The 16,177-nt window shown below is 64.6% G+C and carries 16 protein-coding genes; 9 read left to right on the top strand and 7 right to left on the bottom strand.

What is annotated here, in order from left to right; genetic code table 11:
* Positions 1–16: 16 nt before the first annotated feature.
* Complete coding sequence (gene hisS, locus Q319_RS0104030) at positions 17–1,315, bottom strand: histidine--tRNA ligase (protein ID WP_029480702.1); 1,299 nt, start codon at positions 1,313–1,315, stop codon at positions 17–19.
* A 108-nt stretch (positions 1,316–1,423) separates the two neighbouring features.
* Positions 1,424–1,792, bottom strand: coding sequence for an IPT/TIG domain-containing protein (locus Q319_RS0104025; RefSeq protein ID WP_029480700.1), 369 nt, complete (start codon positions 1,790–1,792; stop codon positions 1,424–1,426).
* Between the two features lie 39 nt (positions 1,793–1,831).
* Here Q319_RS0104025 and Q319_RS0104020 point away from each other — a divergent pair, with 39 nt between their 5' ends.
* From Q319_RS0104020 to Q319_RS0104010, 3 genes are all read left to right on the top strand, one after another.
* Positions 1,832–2,788, top strand: a complete 957-nt coding sequence (locus Q319_RS0104020) for a diacylglycerol/lipid kinase family protein (RefSeq protein WP_034413678.1) — start codon at positions 1,832–1,834, stop codon at positions 2,786–2,788.
* 218 nt (positions 2,789–3,006) lie between these two features.
* The gene (locus tag Q319_RS27825; protein ID WP_029480698.1) at positions 3,007–3,306 is read left to right on the top strand and encodes an HNH endonuclease; all 300 of its coding nucleotides are present in this window, start codon (positions 3,007–3,009) and stop codon (positions 3,304–3,306) included.
* Positions 3,307–3,361: 55 nt separating this feature from the next.
* Positions 3,362–4,408, top strand: a complete 1,047-nt coding sequence (locus Q319_RS0104010) for a tyrosine-type recombinase/integrase (RefSeq protein ID WP_029480697.1) — start codon at positions 3,362–3,364, stop codon at positions 4,406–4,408.
* Here Q319_RS0104010 and lnt read toward each other — a convergent pair whose 3' ends face one another.
* The gene (gene lnt / locus Q319_RS0104005; RefSeq protein WP_245618959.1) at positions 4,409–5,878 is read right to left on the bottom strand and encodes an apolipoprotein N-acyltransferase; all 1,470 of its coding nucleotides are present in this window, start codon (positions 5,876–5,878) and stop codon (positions 4,409–4,411) included. It lies immediately after the preceding gene.
* Positions 5,879–5,963: 85 nt separating this feature from the next.
* Here lnt and Q319_RS0104000 point away from each other — a divergent pair, with 85 nt between their 5' ends.
* A complete protein-coding gene (locus Q319_RS0104000; RefSeq protein WP_029480695.1) occupies positions 5,964–6,668 on the top strand; it encodes a metallophosphoesterase family protein in 705 nt (234 codons plus the stop codon).
* Between the two features lie 62 nt (positions 6,669–6,730).
* Here Q319_RS0104000 and Q319_RS0103995 read toward each other — a convergent pair whose 3' ends face one another.
* Complete coding sequence (locus Q319_RS0103995) at positions 6,731–7,903, bottom strand: alanine--glyoxylate aminotransferase family protein (protein ID WP_029480694.1); 1,173 nt, start codon at positions 7,901–7,903, stop codon at positions 6,731–6,733.
* A gap of 190 nt (positions 7,904–8,093) precedes the next feature.
* Between Q319_RS0103995 and Q319_RS24200 the strand changes: the two genes are divergently transcribed.
* From Q319_RS24200 to Q319_RS0103970, 5 genes are read left to right on the top strand one after another with little or no spacing between them, the layout of a single operon-like run.
* Complete coding sequence (locus tag Q319_RS24200) at positions 8,094–8,795, top strand: HAD family hydrolase (protein ID WP_029480693.1); 702 nt, start codon at positions 8,094–8,096, stop codon at positions 8,793–8,795.
* Positions 8,792–9,775 (top strand): dipeptidase, encoded by a 984-nt coding sequence (locus tag Q319_RS0103985; RefSeq protein WP_081845882.1) that lies wholly within the window; start codon positions 8,792–8,794, stop codon positions 9,773–9,775. The genes Q319_RS24200 and Q319_RS0103985 overlap by 4 nt, the downstream gene beginning before the upstream one ends.
* A 27-nt stretch (positions 9,776–9,802) precedes the next feature.
* Complete coding sequence (locus Q319_RS0103980; protein ID WP_029480691.1) at positions 9,803–10,669, top strand: C40 family peptidase; 867 nt, start codon at positions 9,803–9,805, stop codon at positions 10,667–10,669.
* Entirely contained in the window at positions 10,657–11,685 is a 1,029-nt protein-coding gene (locus Q319_RS0103975) for a dipeptide epimerase (protein ID WP_029480690.1), read from the top strand. Before Q319_RS0103980 ends, Q319_RS0103975 begins: the two co-directional genes overlap by 13 nt.
* Positions 11,682–12,872, top strand: a complete 1,191-nt coding sequence (locus Q319_RS0103970; protein ID WP_029480689.1) for a Gfo/Idh/MocA family protein — start codon at positions 11,682–11,684, stop codon at positions 12,870–12,872. The genes Q319_RS0103975 and Q319_RS0103970 overlap by 4 nt, the downstream gene beginning before the upstream one ends.
* An 85-nt stretch (positions 12,873–12,957) precedes the next feature.
* Here the strand turns inward: Q319_RS0103970 and pdxT are convergent, their stop codons facing one another.
* The 3 genes from pdxT to rho all read right to left on the bottom strand — a co-directional run bounded on the left by pdxT (position 12,958) and on the right by rho (position 15,952).
* Entirely contained in the window at positions 12,958–13,575 is a 618-nt protein-coding gene (gene pdxT, locus Q319_RS0103965; protein WP_029480687.1) for a pyridoxal 5'-phosphate synthase glutaminase subunit PdxT, read from the bottom strand.
* Complete coding sequence (pdxS, locus tag Q319_RS0103960; RefSeq protein ID WP_029480685.1) at positions 13,565–14,464, bottom strand: pyridoxal 5'-phosphate synthase lyase subunit PdxS; 900 nt, start codon at positions 14,462–14,464, stop codon at positions 13,565–13,567. The genes pdxT and pdxS overlap by 11 nt, the downstream gene beginning before the upstream one ends.
* 195 nt (positions 14,465–14,659) lie before the next feature.
* Complete coding sequence (gene rho / locus Q319_RS0103955; RefSeq protein WP_034413673.1) at positions 14,660–15,952, bottom strand: transcription termination factor Rho; 1,293 nt, start codon at positions 15,950–15,952, stop codon at positions 14,660–14,662.
* Positions 15,953–16,177 lie beyond the last annotated feature (225 nt).

Below are 16,177 nucleotides of genomic sequence, written 5' to 3'. Positions count from 1 at the left end.
GGTTGATGGAAAAAGATCAGGTGGCCTGCTGATCTTGTAGGAATTCGGCCAGGTCTGAAACGTTGACGACACGCTGCTCGCCACTGCTCAGGTTCTTGAGGCTCAGCGTACCGTTCTCGATTTCCTGAGAGCCGAGCAGCGCGATCCAGCGCACGCCCCGGCGTTCGGCATCCTTGAAAGCACTGCCCGGTTTCATGGCACGGTAAGCAAATTCGGTACGCGCCACGCGGCGGGCGTCCATTGCGATCTTCGCCGCATGGGGCACGTTCGCCTCGTCCAGCGCGACGACATAGAGGAGTGGTCCCTCAGTCTGAGGTAACTCGGCACCTTCCGCTTCCAGCGCCAGCAACAGCCGCTCGACACCAAAAGCCCAGCCGATCCCTGGCGTGGCCTGTCCGCCCAGAATCTCGGCCAGACCGTCATAGCGTCCGCCTCCGCCCAGCGCGGATTTTGCGCCCACGCCCTCATGATGCAGTTCCCAGGCGGTGCGGCGGTAATAGTCCAGCCCGCGCACGATGCTGGGATCGAGGTCATATGGCACGCCCCAGTCTTTCAGGTAGCCCTGAACGGCCCCGAAGTGCGTGCGCGCTTCCTCGCCCAGAAAATCGAGCATCGGCTTGACGCTCAGCTCGGTAATCAAGTCCTGATCGCCCTCGCTCTTGGAATCCAGAATTCGCATCGGGTTACGGACCAGTCGGTCTTTGGAGTCGTCCGAAAGCCTGTCGCAATGCGCCGTGAACAACCCACGCAGATAGGCGTTATAAGCCTCTCTATCCGCCGGATCGCCGATGCTGCCCAGCTTGACGCGCACTTCCTTGAGGCCCAGCTCGCGCACCACGTCCACCATCAGGGCAATCGCCTCGGCGTCTACCAGGGGATCGGCGCTGCCCAGTACTTCATAGTCCACCTGATGAAACTGGCGATATCGGCCCTTCTGGACGTTCTCAGCGCGGAAAATTGGCCCGGAAGTCCACATCTTCAGGGGCGTGGGCAACTGCTTGAGGCCGTTCTGGAGGTACGCCCGCACGATGGCCGCCGTTCCCTCCGGGCGCAGGATGAAACCGCCGTGGTCCCCGAAGTAATAGACGATGAACATCTCCTTGCGGACGATGTCGGTGCTGTCGCCCACGCCACGCTTGACGAGGTCGGCTTCCTCAAAGATAGGCGTATCGATACGCTGCGCCCCGGCCCGCTCCAGCACACGCCGCGCAGTTTCAGTCAGCCAGACATGCGCGGCGGCGCTGGTGACGGGTGAGAGTTTGGGGCTGCCCGGTGGCAGCAGATCGTTGGTCCCCTTGGGGCGGGTAATCGCCATAACAGAGGGGAGTCTAAGGGTCTGAAGGTCAAAGGGTCAAAGACGGGGGCGCAAACAGGGGAGAGGCCACCTCCCCCATTCAGGACAGGCGGCCTCTGGCGTGAGGGTTTACTGGCGGACGCTGTAGGGCAGCCCTGTGGACTGCTTGCCCGCGACTTCCACGAACAGCCAGCTTCCGCCCACCGGGGCGTCGGTGGGGATGGTCATGACGATCTCGCTGTCGGTCCAGGACTGAACGGCAGTGGCCGGGATCACGTAGCCGCCCTTACCGGATTCATCGGCCCCCAGACGAACGCGTCCAGTGGACGGGCCGCCCAGATACCGGCCCTGAATGGTGAGTGAGCCGCCGCGCGTGGCGGCTTCCGAAACTTTGATCAGTACAGGCGTAACCGTCACGAAGCGGTCTGTGGATTGAGAGGGCGCGCAGGACGCCAGAGCGCCTACCATGAGTGAAGAAGCAACCAAGAAACGCAGCATAGCAACAGCCTCCGAATTCACAGTCTAATGAAAGGTCAGATGACAGGTCAAACCTCCCCCCCCGGCCCCCCCAACACTCCCAAGGCCCAGCGCGTGCTGGTCGTCTTTAATCCCAAGAGCGGCAAGGGCGACAGCGATCTGCCGGAATTCGTACGCCTGCTGCGTGAGGCCGGGGCCGAGGTGGTGCAGCGGGAAACTAAAAAAGACACGCCGCTTTCGGAGCAGGTGAGCGATCTGGACGCCTTCGACATTCTGGTGGCGGCTGGGGGAGACGGCACGGTCAGCAGCCTGGCCTATACCATCCGGGACAGTGGCGTGCCCCTGCTGGCCTTTCCCGCCGGTACGGCCAACCTGATCGCACAGAATCTGGACCTGCCCACCACTGCGCCGGAACTCGCGGCCCTGGTGCTGGCCGGACACTGCATCACCGTCGATCTGGGCGAGATCGAGGTAGGCGGGGAGAAAAACGGTTTTGCCATGCTGGCGGGGGCGGGCGCGGACGCCGCCATGATCAAGGGCAGCGAGGAACTGAAAGAACAGTTTGGCGTGATGGCCTATGTCCTGAGCGCCATGAAGCAGCTCAATCCCAGGAAGACCACCTTCAAACTGACCGTGGACGGCCAGGAACGCGAGTTCGAGGGCATCGGCGTGATGGTGGCCAACTTCGGCATGGCCAATTACCGGATGCCGATCACCACGGACATCAACCCCAGCGACGGTCAGTTCACGGTGGTGCTGCTCAAGGCGGGCAACCTGTTGCGCCTGATTCCCAACCTGATCGACTCGTTGCGCGCCAAGCTGAATCTGGGAGACCCAATGTTCAGCGGCAACCTCGAAACCCTGAACGCCTGCGAGATCACTGTGGACGCAATCGATCCCTTTCCGCTGCAATACGACGGCGAACTGATGGTGGAGACGACGCCGTTCACGGCGCGGATTTTACCTGGCGCAGCGCGGTTTATTACTGCGGCCAGGGAAGAAGAGGTGGAGACTTAAGCGCAGGGCGTGATGCTCCAGCAATGGTGGCCCCTATGCTCGTGACTGAAGACGAGCGAAGCTGCCGGGTCTGTCACCAGACCAAGCTCCTGACACTTTTCCCAAAGAACCGCCCCGATGGGAGTCGATTTTTTCGCTGTCTGGACTGTCAGGCCGAGTCTTATAAAACGAGATATTACCAGGATGATCGCCGCCGCGCCTTTCAGATTGCATACAGCATGAATGGAAGTGTGGAGCGGCGCTTTCCAGATCTGGAGCGTTTGCCGCCCGAGCAACTTGTCGAGATCATGATGACAACGAGAACCTGCCGCTACTGTGGTCTGCCCAATAGCGATTCGGGGCGCGGCTTTCAACTCGATCACGTCATCCCGTTGTCCAGGGGCGGCCCACATGAACTCAGCAACATCGCGCTGTGCTGTGACCGCTGCAACCGTGCCAAGTGGGATTCCACAGAGGCCGAATATCTGGACTGGCTGCGTGAGGTGGCGGCAAGATTGACCACCATCTCCAAAGAATAATCTTATGTCCTATAATTTCACTTATGGGAAGTAGAAGCCTGAAGATGGATCAGCAATGACCGAGGGTGCCCTGGTCCTAGCCTCACGCTGGTCAAACGCCGCCAACCGTCGGCGTGAAGGTTTGCGGGCCGCGCACGAGCAGAATGCCGACGCCCTGACCGATCTGCTGGTGACCTATATGCGCCTGAAATCCAGCCGGGGCGCGCGGGTCAGTCAGATGACACTGGACCATTACTGCGAATCGGTCCGGCGCTTTCTGACATTCACCGGACCGCCGGAATCGCCCGAACGGGCACTGAACCAGTTGGCCGCCGAGGACTTCGAGGTCTGGATGTTGACCATGCAGCAGGCGGGTCTGGCCGCGTCCAGCATCAAACGCCATCTCTACGGCGTGCGGAACCTGATGAAGGCGCTGGTGTGGGCCGGGGCGATTGCCAGCGATCCCAGTGCCGGGGTCCGTCCGCCCAGTGACACGACACCCGCCCACGCCAAGAAACAGGCTCTGTCTGTGGCACGGTATGCGGAACTGCTGACCTTACCTGCCTCGATGCACCCAGCCGACACCCTGCGCGCCCACCGGGACACACTATTGCTGGAACTCGGCGGTAGCCTGGGCCTGCGCGCAGCAGAACTGGTAGGGCTGAATGCCACAGACATAGATCTCAATGAACGTCAGTTACGGGTCCTGGGCAAGGGCGGCAAGGGGCGGACCGTGCCCCTGACCGCGCGTGTAGAACGCAGCCTGCGCCACTGGCTGATGTCCCGCTCGTCGCTGCAAGCCGTGAACAAGCTGGGCACAGCGGCCCTTCTGGTCTCGCTGAGTGGACGCAACTATGGAGGGCGGCTGACCACCAAGGGCGCACGCACGATTGCGGCCACGTACTATCAGGAGCTGGGCTTAGCGCCCGAGTTGTGGGGCCTGCACACCCTGCGGCGCACGGCGGGCACCCACCTTTACCGCGCCACGCGTGATCTACACGTCGTGGCAGACGTACTGGGCCACGCTTCGGTCAATACCTCGGCCATCTACGCCAAGATGGACACCGAAGTCAGACGTGAGGCGATGGAAGCGATGGAACGCATGCGTGATCCACAGGACTGATCACCGACCCTCCCGCCGGTCCACCCGCACCCCATACCCGATCATCCCCAGCGCCAGCAGCAGCGCAGGCCAGTCGCCCAGGCGGTTGAACAACGTTCGCCCACTCAATAGTCTGGGCCGCACGCTCAGCGCCTGGGTCGTGTCGCCGCTGGAGATCACATCTACCGGCTGCCCCAGATCGTTGACCGCCCCCGCCACTCCTTTATTCACGCTGCGGACCAGCCAGCGGCGGTTTTCGATGGCACGCACCCGGCCCATCATAAAGTGCTGCTGGACGCCCCAGCCGCTATACCAGCCGTCGTTGCTGGGATTGACCAGAAGTTGTGCGCCCTGCCGGGTCAGGCTGCGGGCCACCCACGGAAACACGCTGTCGTAACAGATATATGCGCCGTACTGAACGCCGTTCAGGGCTAGAGGAGCGATGGACCGGGCTGGTTCCACAGCAGGTAGTCTGAACCCGATGGCGTTCTCGATCAGGCCATATGCGGGGCGCAGAATGCTGTCGTACAGGATGAAGTATTCGCCAAACGGCACCAGCTTGGCCTTGCGGTTCCTGGCTGTGACCTGACCATCAGCATTGATCGACACCGCCGTGTTCTGTTGTTTTTCGCTCTGGGTGGGCGGTACCCCCAGTCCACTGATGCCCGGTCCCGGAAAGTCCGGTAACAACGCCTCGGTGGCTGGGGCCGTCAGCGCCGTTTCACTCCAGACCAGAACCTCACCGGGGATGCGTCTGGCCGACGCTTCCCGCTGGACCTGAAGCTGCTCCTCTGGCGTCAGGCTCCCTGTTGCCCGCCCGAACGAATCGAAATCTGTCCGCAGCACCAGCATCGGCTGCTCTGGCCCCTCGCCCGCCGTGCGGGTCAGGCCGTAGGCGAGGGCGGCTGTCCAGCACACGGCGGCCAGCAAGACCGGGCGGCCTCTCCCCCATCCTTGCAGAGTGACTCCGGCCAGCGCCGCCGCCGTGCCCGCCACCAGCACGCTGCCCAGCAAGACTCCTCCCAGGTCTGCGATCTGGATAGCGGGAGTGGGCAGCAACGTGTAGCCCAGCGTGGGCCAAGGGAAGGACAGCGGCCCCAGGAAGCGTGTCCACTCCAGCACCACCCAGCCGCCCGCCAGTGCCCAGACGCGGGCCACGGGCGAGCGGACCAGCCGGGCCAGCGGGTAAGCCATGACCGCCAGAAAGATTCCTTCCAGAATGAACAGGGCAAAAGCCAGCACGCCCGCTGGGGGAAAGCTGAACAGCTTGCCCAGAAAGGCGGTCAGCCACCACAGATGCACCGTGAAGTAGCCCACGCCGGACCAGAACAGCCGCCCCGGCACGCCTTCGGTGGTGCGGGCGCTGGCGGCGTAGGCCAGCACCGCAGACAGGGGAAGAATGCTCAGGACACTCCACGGCAGCGGCAGGCCACACAGGCCGAGAAGCGCGCCCAGCAGCAGGGCCAGAAGGGGTGGGGGAAGGGGCGGCACGCCCGCCATGATAGGGGGCAGGGGATGAAAAGGTCAGGGGGGGTGCCTGTCCCTCACGCGGGCTGTGGGTTAAGATGACGGCACTTTGAGATTGGCTTTCATCAGCGACATTCACGGAAATATCCACGCCCTGACGGCAGTCAAACGGTTTCTGACCGAGAACATCGTCAATCAGGTGATCGTGGTGGGCGATCTGGTCGGCTACGGCGCAAGCCCCGGCCCGGTGATCGATTTCGTCAGGCGCGAGGGCTGGTCCACTGGGCTGGGGTCCAGCGACATGCGCGTCGCCATCGATCTGGGGGACCGCGAGGGCCGGCGCGGCGTGGCCGATCAGGTGCTGACCTGGACCAAAAAGATGCTCACGCCCGAGCAGACCGACTTCCTGCGCCGCCTGCCGCCGGGCGGACGCATCGTGACCCCGGTGGGCCGGGTGCGCTACTTCCACGGCAGCCCCCATGATCCCGAACAGCGGCTGGACCTGATGTCGTCCGAGCGGGAGCTGGAAGACCTGGCCGACACGCTGGGCGCGCGGGTGATCGTGGTGGGCGGTTCACACGTTCCGTTCAGCCGCGTGATCGGTGAGACCACCTTTGTCGATCCCGGCAGCGTGGGCCTCAGCCTCAACCACGAGCCGGGTGCGGACGTGGTGATCGTGGACTGCGTCGGGCGCAAACCGAAGGTGTCGCTGCACAAGGTGACCTATGACTATGCCTCCAGCGCCTTCGACATCATGGCCTGGAACCTGCCCCAGGTGATCGCGGACGTGATCAAGACGGGGCGGATGGGGTAGCGGGGGCGGAATGCAGAGGGGGGGCAAGTCAGAACGGCTTGCCCCCCCCTCCTATTTCCGGATCAGGCCAGCACGCCGTTCAGTGACCCGTCGAACCGCTCTACCAGACCCTTCTCGCCCAGCAGATCCTCCAGCGCGGTCATCAATGAGCGGTACGGGCCGGGCCGGGCCGCTTCTCCCATCAGACCCAGCCGCCAGATCACGCCTGCGGTGGGGCCGAGGCCGCCAGTCACGCTGATTTCGCGCTTCCGCAGGGCCTGACGCACGCCCGCATCGTCGAAGCCCTCGGGCAGTCGCAGGGCCAGCACGGTGGGCAGGCGGTCTTCCGGGCGGCGCACGTAGGGCGAGAAGCCCAGCGGCTTCAGCGCGCCGACAATCGCTTCTCCCACCTGCTGCACGCGACGCTGACGGACCCCCATTCCCTCCTCCAGCGCGGCCTGTAAAGCGGCGTGAAAAGCGAAATGCAGGTTGACCGGCACGGTGTGGTGGTAGGTGTGGCGGGTCCAGTAGTCCCGCAGGCCCTCGAAATCGCAGTACCACAGCGGGGTGGGCGTGCGGCGTGCGGCGTAGCGGGCCAGGGCACGTTCGCTGATGGCAATGGGGGCCACGCCGGGGGGGGCGCTCAGGCACTTCTGCGCCCCCGTGTAAGCGTAATCCACGCCCCACTCCGCCATATGGAAGGGTTCCATTCCGGCGGTGGTCACGGCGTCCACCGTCAGTAAGGCTCCCGTGCCGCGCACCAGTTCGGCAATCTCGGGCACCGGGTTCAGCACGCCGGTACTCGTCTCGCCGTGAACCACCGCCACCATGCGGATATCGCCGCCCTGTTTCAGTTGCGCGGCCACGTCTTCCGGGCGGATCGCCTCGCCCAGTGGGGCCGTGACCAGCCGCACCCGCGCGCCGTAGCGGGCCGCCATCTCGGCCATGCGGCGGCCAAAGCTGCCGTTGGCGCAGACCAGCACCTCGTCACCTTCCTCCACCAGATTGGCGAAGCCCGCCTCCATGCCCAGGCTGCCAGTCCCGGCCAGCAGCGCGGTAAAGCCCTCGGGCTCCGCGCCGTACATCACGCGCAGGTCCGACTGAATTTCGCGGTTCAGGGCAAAGACCTCCGGATCCATGTGGCCCAGCATCGGGCGGGTCATGGCGTGCATGGCGCGCGGGTGGATCGGGGTGGGTCCAGGAGTAAGCAGGATGTGTTCTTTGAAGCTGGGTTCGGGATAGGCGTCCAGAGGCATGACATCAGAATAGGGTTTAAAGACCGATTTGGCAATACTATTGCGTCAAAAGAGAATTTAGACTGGGATATATTATAAATATTGCGTACAAATCCCGAAAATGGAGCAGGAAGATGGCCCGGATGCAAATTCAGGTTCGATTCAATCCGCCGTCACCTCTCCGGCGCGCAAAGTCACTAGGATTGACCCCATGACCACCCCGCCTGCGGCCCCTCCTGTTCCACTGAAAGCGGTGTTGTTTGACCGCGACGACACCATCGCGTACACGGACCGCGAGGTCTACGCCGAGGCCGCGCGCTGGGCTGCCGGGAAGTACGGCCTGGACGCCCGCGCGGTGGGCGCGGCGATGCTGGGGCAGTGGCAGGAGCGGGCGCTGACGTGGTGGGACCTGCGGACGGAAGACGACGAGACGGCCTTCTGGGACGGTTATGGTCTGGAACTGGTGGGGAGGCTGGGCCTGCCCGCCTCCGACGCTGCCGCTTTCATGGCCGCCTATCCCTACGAGCGGTTCATGAAGCCCGTGCCGCACGCCCGCGAGGTCTTGCAGACGTTGCGCGCCCGTGGCCTGAAGATCGGCGTGCTGAGCAACACGCTGCCCAGCATTGCCCGCACGCTGGAAGAGGTGGGGCTGGCCGATCTGGTGGATGTGGCGGTGGCGACATGTTCGCTGGGCATCCACAAGCCGGACGCGGGCGCGTTTCTGCATGCGGCGGGGGCGCTGGGACTGCGCCCGCAGGAGGTGCTGTTTGTGGATGACAAGGCCGAGAATGTGGACGCTGCCCGCGCCCTGGGCATGCAGGCCACCGTGATCGATCTGCAAGGTCAGGACCGGGACGCCATCCACGATCTGCGGGCGGTGCTGGAGCTGGTGGGCGAGTTGGTGCGCGCGTGAGACTGATCGACGGGCATCTGGACCTCGCCTACAACGCGGTCAGCGGGCGCGATCTGACGCTGACGCTGGAAGTGTTGCGGCGGGTTGATCCGGTGGAGGGCCAGACCGCCACCACCACTTTCACGGAGTTGCGGGCGGCGGGCGTGGGGGTCTGTTTTGGCACGCTGTTCGCCCTGCCACGCACGCCCGACTCGCCGCAGGGCTACACCGATCATGCCGGGGCGCGGGCACAGGCGCTGGCCCAACTGGACGTGTACCGCCGCTGGGAGGATGGGGGTTTTCTCCGGTTGCTGCGCTCCGGGGCCGAGGTCAACGCCCATATGGCCCAGGCAGATGCCCCGCTGGGTGTCGTGCTGCTGATGGAAGGGGCGGACCCAGTGCGGGATGAGGGTGAACTGCCCTTCTGGGTGGACGCGGGCGTGCGGATCATTGGCCCGGCCTGGGGCGCGACAGCTTACGCGGGCGGCACGGGTGCGCCGGGGCCTTTGACGGACGCAGGCAAGGCGCTGGTCACGGCCATGCGTGATCTGGGTATCGCGCTGGACGCCTCGCACCTAGACGACGCCGCGTTCTGGGACGCGGCTGAAATTGGGCCGAGGATGATCGCCTCCCACTCCAATTCCCGCACCCTGGTCCCCGGCAACCGCCACCTGAGCGACGAGATGGCCTGCGCCATTGCCGAGCGCGGCGGCGTGATCGGGCTGGTGTTCCTGAGTTCGTTTATCAAACAGGGTGCGGAAACGGGGGCGACGCAAGGCGATCTGGCCGCCCATGCCCGCCACTACGCGGAAGCGGAAGTTGTCGGCTGGGACCGGGTGGCACTGGGCAGCGACATGGACGGCGGGTTCGGGTCCGAGAAGACGCCCGTGGGTATCGGACGATACTCGGAATTGCCACGTTTTCTGGATGAAGTGCCCGAAGAACACCGCGCGGCAGTGGCGGGTGGAAATTGGTTGCGCTGGCTGACGGCGTACCTGTAACGCCCGTTTCCCGCTACCCTGTCGGACATGTCCCTCCCCGATCCCCGCACCCACGCCTATCAGCCCGACTCCCGGCTGGCCGAGGACGCCCTGCGCGGCCAGCTTCCAGAGGGCGACTGGGCCTACATCACTCCACGTCCAATGGCTGCCACCAGCCGTCTAAGCCTGCGCTCTGGACCCCGCGCCGACGCAGCCCAGGTCTCGGAGGCGCTGCCCGGCGAGGCACTGGAGTTGCTGTGGGAGGACGCAGGCGGCTGGGCCTATATCCGTACCGTCCATGATCGCTACCTGGGCTGGACCCCGGCGGCAGGGCTGACCGGGCCACAGCACGGCGATTTACTGACGGTGACGGCCCTGCGCGCCCACGCCTACGCCGGGCCGAAGGTCAGCCAGCCCATCGTCGGGGAATTGTGTCTGGGGGCCAGGATCATTCGCGCGCCGGGCGAGACCGTGACCGAGGGTGGGCGGCGCTGGCTGCCGGTCTCGCTGCCAGACGGCAGGGACGCCTGGGTGGGCGAGGCCACGCTCTCCCCCATCCCCGAAGCCGATCCGGCGGCGCTGGCCCTGCGCTTTCTGGACACGCCGTATGTCTGGGGCGGGCGAAGCGCGTGGGGGCTGGACTGCTCGGGCCTGACGCAACTGGTGTTCGCGGCGTTCGGCCAGCCCATTCCCCGTGACGCCGATCAGCAGCAGGAATTTCTGAATGTGGTGGAGCGGCCCCAGCGCGGCGATCTGGCTTTCTTCCCCGGTCATGTCGGCCTGATGCTGGACGAACGGCGAATGGTCCACGCCAACGCGACAAACATGCGCGTCACGGTGGAGACGTTGGGCGAGGGCGAGTACGGACAGAAGCTGGCGGAAGGCTGCACGGGCTTCGGACGGTGGACGGCGTGAGCGTCTCCTGGGAAACGCTGGAACTGCACACCGCCCAGCCCTTCGGGATCGCCCGCTGGACGCACAGCGTTTATCCGCGCACCATCGTCACGTTCACTCAGGATGGAATCGTGGGCCGGGGCGAGGCAGCTCCAAACGCCTTTTACGGCGAGACGCGCGGCACGGTGGAGGCGGTGTTGCCGCTGCTGGCTGAAGCGCTGACCGATCCCTGGGACTGGGATGGCCTGCGCGCGGGCCTCTCGGCGCGGATGCCACACGATCACCCCTCGGTCAAATGCGCGCTGGAGATGGCGGCGCTGGAATGGTGCGCGGCCTCGGTGGGCCTGCCCGTCTGGAAACTGCTGGGCCTCTCCCCCGCCCCGCTGCCCCGCAGCAGTTACACGGTCAGTCTGGCCGACATCCCCGACATGCGGCGGCAGGCGCGCGAGGCCGTGGCCGCCGGGCACACGGTTCTCAAGGTCAAGCTGGGGACGGAGCGGGACACGGCGATTCTGGAAGCCTTGCGCGGGGAGGCTCCAGACGTGGCCCTGCGCGTGGACGCCAACGCCGCCTGGACCCGCCCGCAGGCCAAACGCATGCTGGGCGTGCTGGACGCCGCCCGCGTGGAAATCTTGGAACAGCCTCTGGCGGCGGACGATCTGGACGGCCACGCCGAACTGCGCCGCCTGTCGCGCGTGCCCCTGGTGGCCGATGAGAGTTTGCACCACGTCCAGGACGTCATCACGCTGGCCGATGCTTTTGACGGCGTGAACCTCAAACTGGCCAAGCTGGGAGGGCCGCTCCAGGCACTCGCGGCATTGCGGCTGGCCCGCGCCCACGGCCTGAGCGTCATGATCGGCTGCATGATCGAAAGTAGCCTGGGCATCTCTGCCGCCGCGCATCTGGCCGGGCTGTGCGACTGGGCCGATCTGGACGGGGCGCTGCTGCTGGCCGATGATCCGTTTACCGGCATGGAGTGGACGGCGGGCGAACTGGCGAGGCCGGACGGCGTGGGCTGGGGCGTGACGCGGGGATGAGAGAGGTCACCGTCGCCGTCATCGGCTGCGGCAACCGGGGCGGCGACGTGTACGCCCGGCATCTGGCTGCACATGGCGCGCGGATCACGCATCTGGTGGACCCCCGCGCCAGCAGACTCGCGGTGGTGGCCGGACGTCATACCCTCGGGCCGGAGGTCTGTTTCTCCCACTGGCATGACTTCTTCGCGCTGGGACGGGTGGCCGACGCCGTGGTGATCGCCACCCCCGATGACCAGCATGTCCAGCCGTGCTTGCAAGCTCTGGCGCTGGGGTACGACGTGCTGCTGGAAAAGCCGATCTGTCTGGCCGAGGCCGAACTGGACGTGCTGCTCCAGGCCGAGGCCCAGTCGGCTGGGCGCATGACGGTCTGTCATGTGCTGCGGGCCACGCCGTTCTTCCGGGAGGTGAAGCATGTCCTGGATTCCGGGCGGCTGGGCCAGTTGGTGGGCATTCAGCACGCGGAAAATGTGGCGTACTGGCATTACGCGCACTCCTACGTGCGGGGCAACTGGCGGGCCTCTCCCCCATCGGCACCGTTTATCCTCGCCAAGAGTTGCCACGATCTCGATCTCTTGCGCTGGTTCGCGGGTGCGCCGCCGTCACGGGTGGACAGTCAGGGCGGCCTGCACCACTTTCGCCCCGAGAACGCGCCAGCAGAAGCGTCTGACCGCTGCGTGACCTGCCCGGTAGTGGATTGCCCCTACGATGCGCGCCAGATTTACGGCAGTCGCCCGCTGGAAAGCTGGCCCAACACGGTGTTGACCGCCGGGGGCCAGACTCTGGCCGGGGCGCTGGAGACCGGGCCATACGGCCAATGCGTCTACCTGGGCCTGAACAATGTCGCCGATCATCAGGCCATGACCGTCACCTTCGAGAATGGCGTGACTGCTGGCCTGACCGTCAGCGCTTTCACCCACAACAACACCCGCACCCTCAAGCTGCTCGGCACACACGGCGAATTGCGCGGGCAGATGGAACGCGGTGAGCTGGAACTCCACGATTTCCGGCACGACACCGTGGAGCGCTGGACAGTGGCGGCAGATGGCAATCACGGCGGCGGCGACGTAGGGCTGGTGATCGGCTGGCTGGCCTTTCTGCGGGGCGAGGCAGGGGTTCCCACTCCTCTCTCCGAATCGCTGGATTCCCACCGGATGGCGTTTGCAGCGGAGCGCTCCCGGCTTCGCTGAGTTGTCTGAATTCCCAGATGTTCATAGCTTGCAATAAGCAAGTGAATAGTTTCACGATAAACCTTATTCGTGAAATCTATATTTTCTATTTATTTGCGACTTGAGCTTCCTGTGCCATTTTCATAAAAAGTTGGTGGATTCGGGCATCTCCACTCAGTTCAGGATGAAATGCTGTCGCCAGAATTCGGCCCTGACACAGCATCACGGCCTGACCGTCCCACTCGGCTAGAACCGTGGCCTCTGCGCCAGCACCGCTAAAGGCTGGCGCGCGAATGAAGACGGCGGGAAAGGGCAAATCCAGGCCCTGAACGATCAGGGGGGCGGCAAAGGAATTGATCTGCCGCCCGAAGGCGTTCCGCTGCACAGTGGCGTCCAGAAGCCCCAGACTCTGCTGCCTGCCGCCAAATTGCGGCGGCGCACCCTGAACCTCTCGGGCCAGCAGGATGGCCCCGGCGCAGGTGCCCCAGATGGCTCTCCCACCCGCATGAAAGTCCCGAATCGGTTCCCACAGGGCGTACTCGCTCAGCAGGCGGGCCATCGTCGTACTCTCCCCGCCGGGCAGGATCAGACCGTTGAGGCCCGCGAGATCGGCGGGCAACCGCACCTCCCGCACTGCCGCCCCCAGCGAGTCCAGCAGGCGGCAGTGTTCACGGAATGCGCCCTGAAGGGCAAGGACGCCAATGCTGAGCGGTTTACCAGCCACGCGAGGCGAGACGTTCGGCGGGAATCAGATCGTCGATGTTGATACCGGTCATGGGCGCGCCCAGATCCTCACTGATCTCGGCCAGCAACTCGGGGTTCTGGAAGTGAGTGACGGCCTTGACGATGGCCTGCGCGCGGCGTTCGGGGTTGTCGCTCTTGAAGATGCCGCTGCCCACGAACACGCCGTCCAGCCCCAGCACCATCATCAGGGCCGCGTCGGAGGGAGTAGCGATGCCACCGGCAGCAAAGTTCACCACGGGCAGCTTGCCGTTCTGGTGGACGTATTTCACCAGTTCGTAAGGGGCTTGCAGGTCACGGGCCACCGTCATCAGTTCCTCGACGGGGCGGGCCTGGATGCTGCGAATCTCGCCCAGGATGGTGCGGGCGTGCCGGACAGCTTCCACCACGTTGCCGGTGCCCGCCTCGCCCTTGGTGCGGATCATACTGGCTCCCTCGGCCACGCGGCGGAGCGCCTCACCCAGATTCTTGGCCCCACAGACGAACGGCACCTTGAACTCTGTCTTGAGGATATGAAACTGCTCGTCGGCAGGGGTCAGCACTTCCGATTCGTCGATAAAATCCACGCCCAGCGCCTGCAAGATCTGCGCCTCGACGATGTGGCCGATGCGGACCTTGGCCATCACCGGAATGGTCACCGCCGCGATAATTTCCTTGATCATCTTGGGGTCGCTCATACGGGCCACGCCGCCGTCCACACGGATGTCGGCAGGCACGCGTTCCAGGGCCATCACGGCGGTTGCGCCCGCTGCCTCGGCAATGCGGGCCTGATCTGCGGTGACCACGTCCATGATCACGCCGCCCTTGAACATCTCGGCGAAACCGAAGTTGAGATCTGTCTGCTGGGGCATACCGTTCTGTGAATCGCTCATGACGGCAGCATAGGCCGCGACTGACCCCCTGCATAGGGCCAGAAATGAATATTGGATGGGGTCAGTTTGGGTCGAAGCTGGTGACTTGAAGTTGTGGCGGAAGTCGCGATGCAGGAAAAAAGACCCCCGATAGCGTGAGCCATCCAGGGTCAGAGGAGAAAAATCAGGTGTCAGCTTTCTACAGAGAAAAAAGGCTCAGCCGCCCGCCAGATTTTGCAAGAATTCCACGTTGTTGCGGGTCTTGCCCATGCGCGTGAGCAGCATTTCCATCGCGTCGGCGGGGTCCATGTCACTGATGACTTTTCGCAGCAACCACATTTTCTTGAGGACTTCCGGCTGAAGCAGCAGCTCCTCGCGGCGGGTGCCGGATTTGATGATGTCCAGCGCGGGAAAAATTCGGCGTTCTTCCAGGCGGCGGGAGAGAACGAGTTCGGCGTTGCCCGTGCCCTTGAATTCCTCGAAGATCACGTCGTCCATGCGGCTGCCGGTTTCTACCAGCGCCGTGGCCAGGATGGTCAGACTGCCGCCCTCGCGGATATTGCGGGCCGCGCCCAGAAAACGCTTGGGCCAGTGCAGCGCATTGCTGTCCAGGCCGCCCGAGAGGGTGCGCCCGGTGGGCGGCGTGACCAGGTTGTTGGCGCGGGCCAGACGGGTGATGCTGTCCAGCAAAATGACCACGTGGCCGCCGTCTTCCACGATGCGGCGCGCACGTTCGTGAACGAATTCGGCCACCCGGACGTGGTGCTGCGGCGGCTCGTCAAAGGTAGAGGCCACCACCTGCGCGCCCTGCACGCTCTCACGGAAATCGGTCACTTCCTCGGGGCGCTCGTCCACCAGCAGCACCATCACGGTCACGTCGGGATAGTTCTTGACGATGGAGTTGGCAATCTGCTTCAGGAGGGTGGTTTTCCCGGCTTTCGGCGGCGCGACGATCAGTGCCCGCTGTCCGCGCCCGATGGGCACCAGCAGATCGACGACGCGCAGGCTCAGGCCATCGGGGTTGCCGGGGTCTTCGAGGACCAGTTGCGCTTCGGGAAAGGTGGGGGTCAGGTCATCGAAGCGGGGGCGGCGGCGGGCGGCTTCGGGGTCCAGACCGTTGACGGCCTCCACCTGCACCAGAGAGCCGAAACGCTCGTTCTCGCGTGGGCGGCGGGCGCGGCCTATCACGTCGTCACCGGTCCGCAGGTGGTTGGCCTTGATCAGCCCAGCCGTCACCAGCACTGTGCGGCTGCCCGGGTCCAGCAGGTCCGCTTGCAGGAAGCCATAGCCGTCGGCGCTGATTTCCAGGTAGCCGCGCGCCAGCAGTTGGCCCTCGGCGTCGGCCTGATGTTCCATGATCGCCAGTGCCAGCGCGTCTTTTTTCAGCTTGCGGTAGTTGTCGATACCGTATCCGGCGGCGATCAGGTGCAACTCGGGCAGAATTTTCTGCTGCAATTCCTGGAACGGCAGCGCGGCGGCGTAGGGAGAAGCTCCGCTGGATTCAGTCACCGTTGCCCGCCTCCCGGTTGATCGGCTGTACGGATTGAGGTATCAAAGATGGGATCAAAAAATTCATGTGGCACTTCCTGGCTTAGATTGTATGTGCCTGACGCCAGATACACCGTGACGGCGGGTGGCACGGGACAAAGAGGGATGGAATCACTGCCCAGCATAACCCCGTAGGCGTCACATTCTCCATGCCCACGGCGTCTTTATCGCTCAGGCTGTGCTGGA

This window comes from Deinococcus marmoris DSM 12784 (genome assembly GCF_000701405.1).
GTDB lineage: Bacteria > Deinococcota > Deinococci > Deinococcales > Deinococcaceae > Deinococcus > Deinococcus marmoris.
The sequence above is the reverse complement of the archived record's forward strand: the minus strand, read 5'-3'. Positions and strand labels throughout refer to the sequence as shown.

Coding starts and splice junctions, on each gene's coding strand:
- Q319_RS0103980 (WP_029480691.1), top strand. CDS start 9,803: ATGTCCCTCCCCGATCCCCGCACCCACGCCTATCAGCCCGACTCCCGG.
- Q319_RS0103995 (WP_029480694.1), bottom strand. CDS start 7,903: ATGCCTCTGGACGCCTATCCCGAACCCAGCTTCAAAGAACACATCCTG.
- Q319_RS0104010 (WP_029480697.1), top strand. CDS start 3,362: ATGACCGAGGGTGCCCTGGTCCTAGCCTCACGCTGGTCAAACGCCGCC.
- hisS (WP_029480702.1), bottom strand. CDS start 1,315: ATGGCGATTACCCGCCCCAAGGGGACCAACGATCTGCTGCCACCGGGC.
- Q319_RS24200 (WP_029480693.1), top strand. CDS start 8,094: ATGACCACCCCGCCTGCGGCCCCTCCTGTTCCACTGAAAGCGGTGTTG.
- Q319_RS0104020 (WP_034413678.1), top strand. CDS start 1,832: ATGACAGGTCAAACCTCCCCCCCCGGCCCCCCCAACACTCCCAAGGCC.
- Q319_RS0104025 (WP_029480700.1), bottom strand. CDS start 1,792: ATGCTGCGTTTCTTGGTTGCTTCTTCACTCATGGTAGGCGCTCTGGCG.
- pdxS (WP_029480685.1), bottom strand. CDS start 14,464: ATGAGCGATTCACAGAACGGTATGCCCCAGCAGACAGATCTCAACTTC.
- Q319_RS27825 (WP_029480698.1), top strand. CDS start 3,007: ATGAATGGAAGTGTGGAGCGGCGCTTTCCAGATCTGGAGCGTTTGCCG.
- Q319_RS0103970 (WP_029480689.1), top strand. CDS start 11,682: ATGAGAGAGGTCACCGTCGCCGTCATCGGCTGCGGCAACCGGGGCGGC.